Here is a 13,934-nt window from a genome sequence, read left to right on the forward strand (position 1 = left end):
TCCTTTCTTGAGTGTTGTGTGGTAACTTCATTCTACTAGAAAGGGCGATTTTTTTGTATGTATTTTTAGTAAAAATAGGAAAGGTTGTCACAGGAAGTCGTTTTTCAACGACTTTCTGGACAGCCCCATTTTAAATTTTCAAAATAGGGTTTAATACTTGCATCATAGCAAAATATAGTCAATGATTAGAACATACTTACTTTAAAGGAGGAATTATCCATGGCAACTGTTACTTTTAAGGGAACTCCAATGACTTTGGTTGGAACAGAAGTGAAAGTTGGAGATCAGGCCCCAGATTTTACTGTACTTGCAAATGATCTATCAGAAGTGAAATTGAGCGATTTCGCAGGACAAGTACGATTGATCAGTGTTGTCCCATCTGTGGACACTGGAGTTTGCGCCGCACAAACAAAGCGTTTTAATGAAGAAGTAGCGAAACTCGATAATGTTCAAGTTCTAACGATTTCGGCAGACCTTCCATTTGCACAAGCACGTTGGGCGGCAGAAAATGATCTTGGCAACGCTAAAATTTATTCAGATCATCGTGATCTTTCCTTTGGTGAAGCATATGGAGTGGTGATGAAAGAATTGCGTCTCCTTGCTCGTAGTGTGTTTATCATTGATAGCAATGATAAAGTAGTGTACACAGAATATGTTAGTGAGGGCACCAACCACCCCGATTATGACAGCGCCTTGGACGCGGCGAAAGCAGCAAAATAAGATGAAGATGAACTTCGGGGCCATCCCGGAGTTTTTTGTTTTGAAAATCTTTTGTTTACCAACCAAGAATTCTTTTAAGCGCTTAAAAGAATCCCCTTTCATATGTTAAACATTTCACAAAAGTGCGAACTTCGATAAATGCGTACTTTTTCCTTGTTTCCATCCCTTGTGAAAGCTAAACTAGAGATAAAGTGAAACTTGGCAGTTGATCCCCTCACTTTTAATTCTTGTTCCCCTTGAATTCTTGAGATGGGGGGCTTACTGCCAGTTGATCCGGGATAAAGAAAAGATCCATGTATAGAATGGTGAATATCTGCCAGAAACTATTACGTAGCATGATAGGATTGAATGCATGGATGGGAGGTTTTATATTGTCTATTTCTTTAACTGAAAAGCTTTTTACCATCTTTGATCAATCATCAATGATTTTGCAAGAAGAATTGGCTTTTACTTATTTAGAGGCTTTAGCTGAAACTGGTGATAATTTATTCCAAGATAAAATTCTGCAGGAAGGCTTAAGCGAAATTAGCAAAAAAAGACTTGAGAAAGAATATGCGGAGTTGAACCTTGTTTCTTATACATCTGAAGAAATTCGAAGAGCGTATCAATTAGCGATTTTAAAGGGTATGAAAGGTACGACACAAACCAATCATCAAATGACGCCTGACTCCATTGGTTTATTGATAGGCTATTTAACACAGAAGTTTATCGGGGATCGAAAGCAATTATCTATCCTGGATCCTGCCGTTGGTACAGGTAACTTATTATCCACTGTTTTGAACATGTATGAGCAAACCTCTGCGATTGAATCTTTCGGTGTAGAGGTGGATGAGATTTTGATTCGCTTGGCTTTTATTGGGGCCAACTTACAAAGACAGCAAACAGAATTTTTTCATCAGGATGCCTTAGCTCCACTGTTCATTGATCCCGTAGACCTTGTAGTGTGTGATCTACCTGTTGGATATTATCCTAATGACGCACAAGCCTCCGAATATGAATTGAAGGCAACGAAAGGACATGCCTACGCGCATCACTTATTTATCGAACAAGGGTTGCGGCATACAAAACCAGGTGGATATCTGTTTTTTCTCATCCCGAATGGACTATTTGAGTCAGAAGAGGCTGAGAAACTACAACATTATTTAAAAGATACGGCTTATATACAGGCTGTCTTACAACTGCCATTTTCGATTTTTAAAAATGATCAAGCAGCAAAAAGCATATTTATTTTGCAAAAGAAAAGTCCTGAAACCAAAGCACCAAAAGAAGTTCTATTGGCATCCCTCCCGAGCCTTACAAAAAAAGCAGCTCTAGATAAAATGCTTTGGAAAATGGAAAAATGGTTTAAAGATAATAAATAAAGAAAAGCGCAGGCGACTGTTTAGCGACGTACAAATTTAAAGGCTTCTGACGAGATAAAGGAAACACGGTGAGGACGAAGGACGAACCGATGTTGACTTATCGTAGGAAGAAGACGTAAATTTGCTAGTCGCTAGTCGCCGGAGCTAGACAAAAAGAAAAGCGGAAGGCGGTTGCCTAGGGGCGACAAGCAATGTTCTGGAATTCTGGAAGGGCGCCTTTTCCCTTCCAGAATTCCAGGTTATTTGACCTCGAGCCCCTACCGCCTGTAGCTAGACAAAAGAAAAGCGCAGGCGCCTGTCCAGCGGCGTAAATTTGCTAGGCGCTGTAGCTAGACAACGAAATATGATTAATGACACAAAGGATGCTGATGATTTATGGCTAAAATTTTTGCGGTTAACGCAGGAAGCTCATCTTTGAAATTTCAACTTTTTGATATGCCGGAAGAAAAGGTCATCACAAAAGGATTGATTGAGCGTATTGGATTAAAGGATTCTGTATTTACAATAAGTGTAGGTACAGATCGACATAAAGAAACAAAGGATATTCCAAATCATGAAGAGGCGGTTGCCTTATTGTTAGATCGATTGATTTCTCTTGGGGTGATTCAGTCCCTTAATGAGATTGAGGGGGTTGGCCATAGGGTTGTTCATGGCGGGGAAGTATTTAGTGATTCAGCTTTAATTAATCAGGATACATTAAAAAAGATTGAAGACTTATCTGAACTAGCCCCACTTCATAACCCTGCTAATGTAACAGGGATCAAAGAATTTCAAAAGGCATTACCCGATGTACCGCATGTAGCGGTTTTTGATACAGCTTTTCACCAAACAATGCCTGAGAATTCATTTTTGTATAGTCTCCCCTATGAGTATTATAAGGAGTATGGTATCCGAAAATATGGATTCCATGGAACTTCACATAAATATGTTTCAGAAAGGGCAGCTGAATTATTAGAACGACCTCTAAGTCAGTTAAGACTCATTTCTTGTCACCTTGGAAATGGAGCTAGTATTGCTGCGATTAAAGGTGGCAAGTCTTTAGATACATCAATGGGCTTTACACCACTTGCAGGTGTGACAATGGGAACTCGTTCAGGGAATATTGACCCTGCTCTTATTCCGTATGTAATGGAAAAAACAGGAAAAACAGCAGATGAGGTGATTGACGTTCTAAATAAAAAATCTGGAATGTTAGGTGTCTCAGGTTTTTCCAGTGATTTACGCGATATTGAATTAGAAGCGAACAATGGAAATCATCGAGCGGAATTAGCTCTTGATATTTTCGCCGACCGTATTCATAAATATCTCGGTTCCTATGCTGCAAGAATGTCTGGAGTAGATGCGATTATTTTTACAGCAGGTATCGGAGAAAATAGCGCGACGATTCGTGCAAAGGTATTAAATGGTCTTGAATTTATGGGCGTTTATTGGGATCCTGATTTAAATAAAATTAGAGGGCAAGAAGTGTTTGTGAATTATCCTCACTCTCCTGTAAAAGTCATTGTCATTCCAACAAATGAAGAAATCATGATTGCTAGGGATGTTGTGCGTCTATCAAAATAAAAAACGATCGTTGAGGTGTTATGAATGAATTTAAGTAAGAGAGAGGAGCATCTATGGGAAGAACTTCATGAATGGCGTCAAAGTTTTTTTGAATATGAACCAACAGATCTAGAAAACACGTACGATAAGTGGCTTGATAAAGCATTTTCTATGCTACCGGAAAATGTACAGGAGCAATTTTTTTTAAAAGTGGATGACTGGCTTTTTCAATTAAATTCGCTTCTTAGAGGAACAGCATTACAACAGGAAGCAGCAGAGCGCATTTTAGCGATAGCGAGATCAATGGATGAACAAATTCATTCAATGGAAGATATGAGAAGAATGCCAATTGATCAACTTACCTTCTTGGCCGAGCAACAAGCAAGTAAACATCGACTATACTCTTTATTTCAAGGCGGAGTGACTGGTTCTGCGCAAACATTGGCGATCACCAGTGACTTTGTGGCGATGCTTGTAATCAATTTACGTGCTGTTCAGCTAACAGCCATGTCTTTTGGATATGACGTTCAATCACCCAAAGGACTATTAGAGACATTGAAAGTATTCAATGTCGCGACAATGCCAGAACGGATGAAGATGTTTGGTTGGGAAGATTTAATGGAAGATATTCAAAAGGATGATCAGCAATTTTACTATGATGTACCTGACCGTATTACAGAACCGATTTGGATTGATGAACCATTAAAACAGTTATTAAAAACGACTTTTATTTTGTTGTTTTCCAAACAGAAAATTTCGGGAGTTCCGTTCATTTCCATTATGATTGGCGCTGGTGTGAATTATCAAACGACTCGGAAGATCACTCGATTTGCACTTAAGTACTATCAGTATAAGCATTTGTACGAGAAGAGCACTGGTAACCTATGAGTGCGGAAGAACATCGAGAAAACGGGTCTATCCCGATATCCTGTTCGGTGCTGACGGTTAGTGACACAAGGACAAGAGCAACGGACAAAAGCGGAAAATTAGTAAAGGAATTATTAAAGAAGGCCGGGCATCGTATTGCTTTCTATCATATTGTAAAGGACGAACCATCCGAAATAAGAGCTTCTGTGGAAGAAGCCTGTAAGCAAGATACGGATGTCATTTTAATAACGGGTGGTACAGGAATTGCTAAGCGGGATGTGACCATAGAAACAATTTTCCCTTTATACGAAAAGGAAATAATCGGATTTGGTGAATTATTTCGTATGCTTAGCTATACCGAAGATATTGGCTCTGCGGCTATGATGTCTAGAGCATCTGCCGGGATTTATCATAATAAGGCAATCTTTATTATGCCAGGTTCAACCGGGGCAGTTTCGTTGGCCATGAATAAATTGATCTTAAAAGAATTAGCCCATATCGTAAAGGAATTAAATAAATAGAAAAGTAAGAAGCGTTTAGATGTCTATCTGGGCGCTTCTTTATCGTTAAATGCCATTTTGAATGATTTTTTATACATTTTTATGAATAAGTATTGAAAAAAATATATGCATATGATAATATCCATAATAATGAATGATTAAAAATAAACTTTTATGTATAAGTATACAATGTCCTCAGGAGGGTTTTTTATGAAAAAGAAAGTCGTTATGGCTTATTCAGGTGGCTTAGATACTTCGGTTGCGATTAAATGGTTTTTGGATCAAGGTTATGATGTCGTAGCTTGTTGCTTAGATATTGGAGAAGGGAAGGATTTAGCTTTTATTCAATCCAAAGCATTGGATATGGGGGCGTCAAAAAGTATTGTGATTGATGCAAAAGAAGAGTTTGCGAATGAGTATGCTTTATTAGCTCTTCAAGCCCATGCCATGTATGAACAAAAATACCCACTTGTTTCTGCCCTTTCAAGACCCTTAATTGCCAAGAAACTTGTTGAAGTAGCAGAACAAGAAAAGGCGGATGCAGTGGCCCATGGCTGCACAGGGAAAGGGAATGATCAAGTACGTTTTGAAGTGTCCATTAAAGCGTTGAATCCGAATCTTGAGGTACTGGCTCCTGTGAGAGACTGGAGTTGGTCTCGTGAAGAAGAAATTGAATATGCGAAAGAAAAAGGGGTCCCCATTCCGATTGATTTAGATAGTCCTTTTTCCATTGATCAGAATTTATGGGGAAGAAGTAATGAATGTGGAGTGCTAGAGGATCCTTGGGCCGCACCGCCGGAAAATGCCTATGATCTAACGGCTGCATTAGAGGATACTCCTGACCAACCAGATGTGATCGAAATTGAGTTTATTCATGGTGTCCCTGTTTCGATCGATGGAAAGAAATATCCGTTAAGTGAATTAATTTTAACTTTAAATCAATTAGCTGGGAAACACGGTGTTGGTAGAATTGATCATGTGGAAAATAGATTAGTAGGAATTAAATCACGTGAAATCTACGAATGTCCTGGCGCGGTTACGTTGCTAACGGCTCATAAAGAATTAGAAGATCTTACGCTTGTAAAAGAATTAGCGCATTTTAAACCTAATATTGAAAAGAAATTAACAGAAATGATTTATGAAGGTTTATGGTTCTCTCCATTAAAACCAGCGTTAGAGGCTTTTCTTAAAGAATCGCAGAAGTTTGTCAATGGCATTGCAAGAGTCAAGCTATTTAAAGGCCATGCGATTGTAGAAGGACGTAAATCAGCAAACTCTCTATATAATGAGAAATTGGCGACCTATACAGCCGACGATGAATTCGATCAATCAGCCTCTGTCGGTTTCATTAAACTTTGGGGGCTACCAACAGAAGTACACAGCATGATTCATAACAAGAATAAGGTGAAAGCATGAAAAAAGCATGGGGTGGACGTTTTTCAAAATCCCCTGAACAATGGATCGAGGAGTTTGGTGCCTCGATCTCGTTTGATCAGGAGCTTGTTTTTGAAGATTTAGAAGGAAGCATTGCCCACGTAAAAATGTTGGGTAAAATGAATATTATTCCTCTAGAAGATAGTGAGAAAATTGTTCAAGGTCTTTTAAAATTGAAAGAAAAAGCGAGCGCAGGTGAGTTAGTCTATTCTGTTTCAGAAGAGGATATCCATCTTAATCTTGAAAAATTGCTCACGGAAGAAATTGGACCAGTTGGAGGAAAGTTGCATACTGGTAGAAGTCGAAATGATCAGGTTGCGACTGACATGCATTTGTATTTGAAAAAGCAAGTGCTGGTAATTATGGAGCATATTAAGGAACTACAAGAGGCTTTATTTGCACAGGCTGAAAAAAACGTGGAAACCGTATTTCCAGGCTATACACATTTGCAAAGGGCGCAGCCTGTTTCGTTTGCTCATCATCTTCTCGCTTATTTTTGGATGTTAGAACGTGATTTTGAACGGTTTCAGGAAAGTTTAAAGCGGATTGATTTGTCTCCCCTTGGAGCAAGTGCTTTAGCAGGGACAACTTTCCCAATTGATCGCCATTTCACAGCGGAACAGCTAGGGTTTTCCGGCGTGTACGAGAATAGCATGGATGCAGTGAGTGATCGCGATTTTATCGTTGAATTTTTAAGTAATGCTTCCTTAACTATGACCCATCTCTCGCGTTTGGCCGAAGAATTCATTCTCTGGTCTAGCAAGGAATTTGACTTTATTGAGCTGGATGACACATATGCGACAGGTAGTAGTATTATGCCACAGAAGAAAAATCCCGATATGGCAGAGCTTATCCGTGGTAAATCTGGTAGGGTGGTCGGCCATTTAATGGGCATGCTGACGACATTGAAGGGACTCCCCCTTACATACAATAAAGATATGCAAGAGGATAAGGAAGGGATGTTCGACACCGTTCATACAATGATTGGCTCATTGAAAATTTTTGCTGGAATGGTCAAAACGATGACGGTAAAAGCGGACGTGATGGACACGTCTGTTCATCAGGACTTCTCGAATGCAACAGAGCTTGCCGATTATTTAGCGTCGAAAGGAATTCCTTTCCGTGAAGCTCATGAAATTGTAGGGAAGTTAGTTCTGGGCTGTATTCAGAAAGGTTGCTATTTATTAGACCTATCATTAGAGGAACTACAAGCTGCATGCGCACAAATTGAGCAAGATATCTTTGCGATCCTTTCACCGAGAGAAGCGGTTAAACGGAGAAATTCCTATGGCGGAACTGGATTTAGCCAAGTACGACTACAATTAGAAAAAGCAAAAGCGAAATTAGAGAAGAGCTAATCCGAAATAAACTGGATTAGCTCTTTTTATTCTTTGGCTAAACTTCTTCCTTTTCTTCCGTGCGAACGACCAATACATCACATGTGGCTGAACGAGTAATGTGTTCAGAGACACTGCCGATTAAAAGACGTTCTACGGCGTTAAGACCAGTGGCCCCACAAATAATTAAGTCAGCCTCTATTTCTTTCGCTACTTTTTTCGGGATCACGGTTTTAGGCGATCCATACTCAATGACTGTGTTCATATTTACTAAGCCGAGCTTCATGGCTTCTTCTTTATAACCCCGTAATAGCTCTTCGGCATATTCACCAGCCCGATCCTCCATTGTTCGGTCATAGGTATTAATTGCTACATATGCTCTTGTATCAATAACATGGACAAGAGTTAACTGAGCTTGGTTTCGCTGTGCGATTTGTACTGCTTTTTTGAAGGCGCATTCTGCTGATTTCGAACCATCTACAGCAACTAAGATATTAGAATATTTAAGAGTCATTCTTATTGCCTCCTTTTTCTTTATTATAACATTTTGTTGCCCGTATATCTTCTAATTCCCCAACAAATAATAGAAAAAACGTAAAAAGGAGTATGACAATGGATAAACAATCAAAAGAAAATCAATTTGAATATATAGAAAAAAATAATGAAGAAACGGTAAAGCAGATAAGAGACGTTTATACGAACGGTGCTATCGAGCAAAAGAAGATTAATAAAGAACGGTATGATGGCTAATATACAAAAGCGGAAGCGCCCGTTTAGCGACGTACAAACTTTGGTCATAAGGTTGAACGGCTAAAGACGCGCCGTCCTGGCGCAACGCCGTTCTGACCAACATCCTGTTGGCCTGAGATAAAGGAAACACGCTGAACCACGAAAAGCGGAAGGCGGCTGCTTAGGGGCGACAAGCAAATGTTCCTGAACCTAGGAAGGGCGGTTTTCCCTTCATAGGTTCAGGGTTATTTGACCTCGAGCCCCTGCCGCCTGTAGCTAGACACCAAAGGGTGAATCAATGTTGACTTATCGTAGGAAGGCACCGAAAGTTTGCTAGTCGCTGGGCGCTGGAGCTGGACGATTACCGTCTACTTTTAAACTTACCCACAAGCTACTATTTTAAAATTTCCTTAACAATAATAAAGGCCAAGTAGCAAATTTTATTATGCTATTTGGCTTATTTTTATGTGAAAATGACTAAAAAAAGCTGTCAAGATAGGTTTAGAATGATATGATAAAAAATGTAGACTTCGAACGGGAGGCATAGTAATGAGAATTGGAATACCGAAAGAATTAATTAATCATGAAAATCGAGTAGCCATGACGCCAGCAGGAGTGGTCACACTTACCACTGCTGGACATGAAGTATATATCGAGAAGGGTGCAGGAAAAGGATCTGGATTTTCAGATCAAGCCTATTCAGAGGTTGGCGCACATATTGTTGAGACAGCTGAAGAGGCGTGGGCACAAGAATTAGTATTAAAAGTGAAAGCACCAATTGAAGAGGAATTTACCTTTTTACGGGAAGATTTGATCTTATTTACGTATCTTCACTTGGCTAACGAAAAAGCATTGACAGATCAATTACTTGCTAAAAAGACTACGTCAATTGCTTATGAAACAGTTCAACTTCCTAACCGCTCTTTGCCACTTTTAACTCCGATGAGCGAAGTGGCCGGTAGAATGTCTGTGCAAATTGGCGCTCAATTTCTAGAGAAAAATTATGGAGGGCAAGGAATTCTTCTGTCGGGTGTACCTGGTGTGAAACGTGGAAAGGTGACAATCATTGGTGGGGGAATTGTAGGAACGAATGCAGCAAAAATTGCCACTGGTTTCGGTGCTGACGTTACGATCATTGATCTGAACGCCAATCGTCTTCGCGAGTTGGAAGATATTTTTGGAAGACAAGTGACGACATTAGTCTCCAATCCGTTTAATATCGCGGAAGCAGTCAAAGATTCGGACCTTGTCGTGGGTGCGGTATTAATCCCTGGAGCGAAGGCACCAAAGTTGGTAACGGAAGAAATGATTAAAGCGATGAAGCCTGGCGCAGTTGTCATTGATATTGCAATCGATCAAGGTGGGATTTTCGAAACAAGTGATCGTGTCACCACACATGACAACCCTACATATTTGAAACATGATGTAGTGCATTATGCCGTAGCGAATATGCCGGGAGCCGTTCCAAGAACCTCTACGATTGCTCTAACGAATGCGACCATTCCATATGCGTTACAAATTGCGAACAAGGGATTCCAACAAGCTTGTCAAGAAGATGAAGCATTGAGGAAAGGCTTGAATACTCTGGAAGGCCATATCACTCATCAAGGGGTAGCTGATGCCTTTCAATATGCCTATCAGGATGCGGAAAGTTTATTGAAATAAGAACCGATAATGTTTTCCCGCTATACGGGAGGACTCTGCCATATATGAGTAAAGGGTATCCCCTAACCGAAAATAGATTTGGTTGGGAGATACCCAATTTTTGTTACACAATTTGCAATGATTTTGGATATTTCGTTAATACTTCGACACTGTTCTTCGTAACGAAGACATCATCTTCAATTCGAACACCTGCTACGTCGGGGACATAAACACCTGGCTCAATAGTGAACACCATACCAGCTGTCATGCTGAGTGGATTTGTCGCTGTAATAGAAGGATATTCATGAACACTAATACCAAGACCATGCCCAAGCCGATGCGGGAAAAATTCACCATATCCTGCGTTCTGAATATGAGTGCGGGCAATATTGTCAAGATCTTTTGCAAGCACCCCAGGTTTAACAGCTTTAACAGCTTCTTGTTGAGCGTTTAGTACAGTGTCGTAAATTTTTTGCTGTTCAGAAGATATATCGCCAAATGCGACAGTTCTTGTAATATCCGAACAATAGCCCTCGTAAATCACTCCTAAATCAAAAAGGACAAAATCACCCTTTTTCATTTTCGTCATTCCCGGTGTTCCATGGGGAGAAGCGGCATTTTTACCTGTTAAAACCATTGTATTAAAGGACATTCCTGTAATTCCTTTTTTCTTCACTTCATATTCAATCGCTGCAATCACATCAAGTTCCGTTTTTCCTTCAGCGATTTCATTGACACCCACTTCAACAGCAAAATCAGCAAATTCACATGCTTTTTGAATGCTTGCCATTTCTTCAGGCGTTTTGAGCATTCTAAGTTCATTCAAAATGAGCTCCGCATCTTGTAAAAGGCTGCTAGGAAAACGAGTATTTAGCTCTTCGTACCGGCTAACATTCAAATGATTTTTCTCCACAGCCCATTGGCGGATGTTGGAGATTCTTGCTTTCACCCGTTGTTCGATAAAGTCCCATGGCTGATCTGTATCGTTGTAGCCAATGATTTCGTATTCCCAGCCAGATTTACGAGCATCTGCCTTTTCCATTGCTGGACAGATGATAAAAGGTTCTTTTTCTTGAAAGACAACTAAAGCTAATAAACGTTCATGAGGCTCACTACGGAATCCTGTTAAATAAAAAACATTATCTGGAGACGTAATGAATGCAGCTTCTATATTTTCTTTTTCTAACCATTTTGAAAGTTTATTCAATCGATTCAATTTATTTCATCTCCTAAAAAATCTCTTCTAGAAAAATGTTATCAGCTTTTTTAAAATAAAGAAAGAAACTTGCAGGAAATCCAGGAAAAAGATCGAAGTGATATTTGAGAGACAGAATTATGCATAGGAGTGGTAAGTATGAAAATCTCATATCATGGTCATTCCATTATCAAAATCATCACAAATGGAAAAACAATTTTATTTGATCCTTTTATAACAGGAAATGAATTAACCGATTTAAAAGTGGAGGATGAGCAGCCTGATGTTATTATTCTAACCCATGGTCACAACGACCATGTAGGGGATACAGAAGCGATTGCCAATAAGAGCGGCTCCTTAGTTATAGCCCCAAATGAGCTTGCTGTTTATCTTGGATGGCAGGGGCTTAATACACATGGTATGAATATTGGTGGCGCCTATCAATTTGATTTTGGTCAAGTGAAATATACGAAAGCTTTTCACAGTTCAGCGATCACAACAGAAGATCAGCAAATTATTTATATGGGAATGCCTGCGGGCGTTTTGTTTACAGCGGAAGGAAAAACAATCTATCATGCTGGAGATACGGGGTTATTTTCAGATATGAAGCTAATAGGGGAACGCCATTCCATTGACATCGCCTTTTTACCGATTGGGGATAATTTTACGATGGGACCAGAAGATGCGGCTGTAGCGGCAAAATATATTGGTGCGAAAATGGTAGTGCCTGTTCATTATGATACATTCCCTCCAATTCGGCAAAATCCGCAAACATTTATCGATTTGTTAGAAGAGGGAATAGACGGGAAAATTATGAAGCCTGGGGATTATTTAGAATGTTGATATGAAAAAATACTTACGTGTCTCTTTCTTATCAAGAGAGTGGCATACGCATTTCTTACTCCCTCCTCGCATACAATAACAAAAAGGTGCGGGGAGGGATTTCTGTGAGGAGATATCGTTATTTACTTTGTTTGTTGCTTTGTGCAGCGATGGTGTATTTCGCGTTGCCAAAACTATCACTAGCAGATTTTGGGAAAGAGGGGATGTTTTCCATCGCTTGGCTTGCGTTTGCTTTTTTGGTTTTGGCTGGAAATTTAACGGCGCTTTTATTTAATCATAATTTTGGAAACTCTCCTTCAAATGAGCAGGGAAAGAGCCACAAAAAAGTGAGAATTCGCGCCCGGTCATGACAGAAAATTGTCGATCGTTCCTTTACCCGTTATAATAAGAGATAGAAATAAGATCGGGTGAAGAAAAGGGTGAAGAATTTGGCGACCAAACATGAACAAATTATTCGCCATATTGATAGTCTGCCTGTGGGGGAGAAAATATCAGTTCGGCAAATCGCTAAAGAACTGAAGGTTAGTGAAGGAACAGCCTATCGTGCGATAAAAGATGCAGAAAATAAAGGATATGTCAGTACCATTGAACGAGTGGGAACAATTCGAATTGAACGAAAGAAAAAGGAAAATATTGAAAAACTTACCTATGTAGAGGTTGTTAATATTATTGATGGACAAGTGCTTGGAGGAAAAGCAGGTCTCTATAAAACATTAACAAAATTTGTTATTGGCGCAATGGAAATGGAGGCTATAAAGAGATACACAGGTCCAGGTAATCTTTTGATTGTCGGGAATCGGATAGAGGTGCATGAATTTGCATTACGTGCCGGTGCGGCCGTTTTAATTACAGGTGGCTTTGATACGACTGAAGAAGTCAAACGGTTAGCGGATGAATTGAAGCTCCCGATTTTGTCTACTAGTTACGATACTTTTACGGTTGCAACCATGATCAATCGAGCGATTTATGATCAATTAATAAAAAAAGAAATCACTTTAGTGGAAGATATTTTAACGCGAGCTGAAGAAGCAGCCAGTATGAATGTAAAAGCCACAGTCGCAGATTGGTATGTAAAAAAGAAAGAAACCAACCATAGCCGTTTTCCCGTACTTGATTCCATGAATCGTGTTGTTGGCATTGTGACGGGAAAGGATGTCATTGGACAAGATGAATCTCTTACCTTAGATAAAATAATGACACGCAATCCGTTGACAGTGGGAAGAAATGTCAGCGTGGCTTCTGTTGCTCATATGATGATCTGGGAAGGGATAGAAGTATTACCTGTCGTGGATGACCAAAAGCGCTTTGCGGGTATTATTAGTAGACAAGATGTATTAAAAGCCTTGCAAATGATTCAAAGGCAGCCTCATGTTGGAGAAACCATTGATGATACGATCACGAAACAGTTCTCAGCAGGGGAATACACGGGGAAAGAGGCCTTTGATTTCGAAGTGACTCCGCAAATGACGAATCAATTAGGAACCATCTCTTATGGTGTATTCACCACAATTATGACAGAGGCAGCTACAAGGGTTTTTAGACAGCAAAAAAAGGGAGAACTTGCTGTTGAGAATTTAACCATTTATTATTTAAAACCCGCGCAAATGGACAGTGTATTGAGAATAGAGCCAAATATTCTTGAGGTTGGGCGAAAATTTGGCAAAGTAGATGTAGAAGTATTTAATGGAGACGAGCTTATAGGGAAAGCGCTGATGATGTGTAAGCTTATTGAGAAATAGGATGACGCTTATCTAAACGATGA

The 13,934-nt window shown here is 39.7% G+C and carries 14 protein-coding genes; 12 read left to right on the forward strand and 2 right to left on the reverse strand.

The window, feature by feature from the left end:
- Positions 1–219: 219 nt before the first annotated feature.
- From tpx to argH, 7 genes are all read left to right on the forward strand, one after another.
- Complete coding sequence (tpx, locus tag KI363_RS15515; protein WP_158324008.1) at positions 220–720, forward strand: thiol peroxidase; 501 nt, start codon at positions 220–222, stop codon at positions 718–720.
- Between the two features lie 371 nt (positions 721–1,091).
- A complete protein-coding gene (locus KI363_RS15520; protein ID WP_212966926.1) occupies positions 1,092–2,081 on the forward strand; it encodes a class I SAM-dependent methyltransferase in 990 nt (329 codons plus the stop codon).
- A 375-nt stretch (positions 2,082–2,456) separates the two neighbouring features.
- Positions 2,457–3,644, forward strand: coding sequence for an acetate kinase (locus tag KI363_RS15525; RefSeq protein ID WP_158324006.1), 1,188 nt, complete (start codon positions 2,457–2,459; stop codon positions 3,642–3,644).
- Positions 3,645–3,668: 24 nt separating this feature from the next.
- Positions 3,669–4,511: an EcsC family protein gene (locus KI363_RS15530; RefSeq protein ID WP_212966927.1), complete on the forward strand. Its 843-nt coding sequence runs from the start codon at positions 3,669–3,671 to the stop codon at positions 4,509–4,511.
- Complete coding sequence (locus tag KI363_RS15535; protein WP_212966928.1) at positions 4,508–5,011, forward strand: MogA/MoaB family molybdenum cofactor biosynthesis protein; 504 nt, start codon at positions 4,508–4,510, stop codon at positions 5,009–5,011. The genes KI363_RS15530 and KI363_RS15535 overlap by 4 nt, the downstream gene beginning before the upstream one ends.
- Positions 5,012–5,200: 189 nt before the next feature.
- Entirely contained in the window at positions 5,201–6,406 is a 1,206-nt protein-coding gene (locus KI363_RS15540; protein WP_212966929.1) for an argininosuccinate synthase, read from the forward strand.
- A complete protein-coding gene (gene argH / locus KI363_RS15545; protein WP_212966930.1) occupies positions 6,403–7,782 on the forward strand; it encodes an argininosuccinate lyase in 1,380 nt (459 codons plus the stop codon). Before KI363_RS15540 ends, argH begins: the two co-directional genes overlap by 4 nt.
- 37 nt (positions 7,783–7,819) lie before the next feature.
- On the opposite strand, the gene KI363_RS15550 is transcribed toward argH, so the two are convergent.
- Positions 7,820–8,275 carry a universal stress protein gene (locus KI363_RS15550; RefSeq protein WP_212966931.1) on the reverse strand — a complete coding sequence of 152 codons (456 nt, stop codon included), beginning with the start codon at positions 8,273–8,275 and terminating at the stop codon, positions 7,820–7,822.
- Between the two features lie 98 nt (positions 8,276–8,373).
- Between KI363_RS15550 and KI363_RS15555 the strand changes: the two genes are divergently transcribed.
- A complete protein-coding gene (locus KI363_RS15555; RefSeq protein WP_212966932.1) occupies positions 8,374–8,511 on the forward strand; it encodes a hypothetical protein in 138 nt (45 codons plus the stop codon).
- A 528-nt stretch (positions 8,512–9,039) separates the two neighbouring features.
- Positions 9,040–10,155, forward strand: coding sequence for an alanine dehydrogenase (ald, locus tag KI363_RS15560; RefSeq protein WP_212966933.1), 1,116 nt, complete (start codon positions 9,040–9,042; stop codon positions 10,153–10,155).
- A gap of 103 nt (positions 10,156–10,258) precedes the next feature.
- Here ald and KI363_RS15565 read toward each other — a convergent pair whose 3' ends face one another.
- The gene (locus tag KI363_RS15565; protein ID WP_212966934.1) at positions 10,259–11,350 is read right to left on the reverse strand and encodes a M24 family metallopeptidase; all 1,092 of its coding nucleotides are present in this window, start codon (positions 11,348–11,350) and stop codon (positions 10,259–10,261) included.
- Between the two features lie 138 nt (positions 11,351–11,488).
- Between KI363_RS15565 and KI363_RS15570 the strand changes: the two genes are divergently transcribed.
- The 3 genes from KI363_RS15570 (at position 11,489) to KI363_RS15580 (ending at position 13,911) form a co-directional block, all read left to right on the forward strand.
- Positions 11,489–12,172 carry a metal-dependent hydrolase gene (locus tag KI363_RS15570; protein WP_158324247.1) on the forward strand — a complete coding sequence of 228 codons (684 nt, stop codon included), beginning with the start codon at positions 11,489–11,491 and terminating at the stop codon, positions 12,170–12,172.
- A 104-nt stretch (positions 12,173–12,276) separates the two neighbouring features.
- Entirely contained in the window at positions 12,277–12,522 is a 246-nt protein-coding gene (locus KI363_RS15575; protein ID WP_158324246.1) for a hypothetical protein, read from the forward strand.
- A 78-nt stretch (positions 12,523–12,600) separates the two neighbouring features.
- Entirely contained in the window at positions 12,601–13,911 is a 1,311-nt protein-coding gene (locus KI363_RS15580) for a DRTGG domain-containing protein (protein ID WP_158324245.1), read from the forward strand.
- The last annotated feature ends 23 nt before the right edge of the window (positions 13,912–13,934 follow it).

The organism is Lederbergia ruris (assembly GCF_018332955.1).
GTDB lineage: Bacteria > Bacillota > Bacilli > Bacillales > Bacillaceae_C > Lederbergia > Lederbergia ruris.

Bases quoted from the DNA above. Each gene is read 5' to 3' on its own strand.
- KI363_RS15570 (WP_158324247.1), top strand. From the start codon at position 11,489: ATGAAAATCTCATATCATGGTCATTCCATTATCAAAATCATCACAAAT.
- KI363_RS15550 (WP_212966931.1), bottom strand. From the start codon at position 8,275: ATGACTCTTAAATATTCTAATATCTTAGTTGCTGTAGATGGTTCGAAA.
- KI363_RS15555 (WP_212966932.1), top strand. From the start codon at position 8,374: ATGGATAAACAATCAAAAGAAAATCAATTTGAATATATAGAAAAAAAT.
- KI363_RS15535 (WP_212966928.1), top strand. From the start codon at position 4,508: ATGAGTGCGGAAGAACATCGAGAAAACGGGTCTATCCCGATATCCTGT.
- tpx (WP_158324008.1), top strand. From the start codon at position 220: ATGGCAACTGTTACTTTTAAGGGAACTCCAATGACTTTGGTTGGAACA.
- KI363_RS15530 (WP_212966927.1), top strand. From the start codon at position 3,669: ATGAATTTAAGTAAGAGAGAGGAGCATCTATGGGAAGAACTTCATGAA.
- ald (WP_212966933.1), top strand. From the start codon at position 9,040: ATGAGAATTGGAATACCGAAAGAATTAATTAATCATGAAAATCGAGTA.
- KI363_RS15525 (WP_158324006.1), top strand. From the start codon at position 2,457: ATGGCTAAAATTTTTGCGGTTAACGCAGGAAGCTCATCTTTGAAATTT.
- KI363_RS15540 (WP_212966929.1), top strand. From the start codon at position 5,201: ATGAAAAAGAAAGTCGTTATGGCTTATTCAGGTGGCTTAGATACTTCG.
- argH (WP_212966930.1), top strand. From the start codon at position 6,403: ATGAAAAAAGCATGGGGTGGACGTTTTTCAAAATCCCCTGAACAATGG.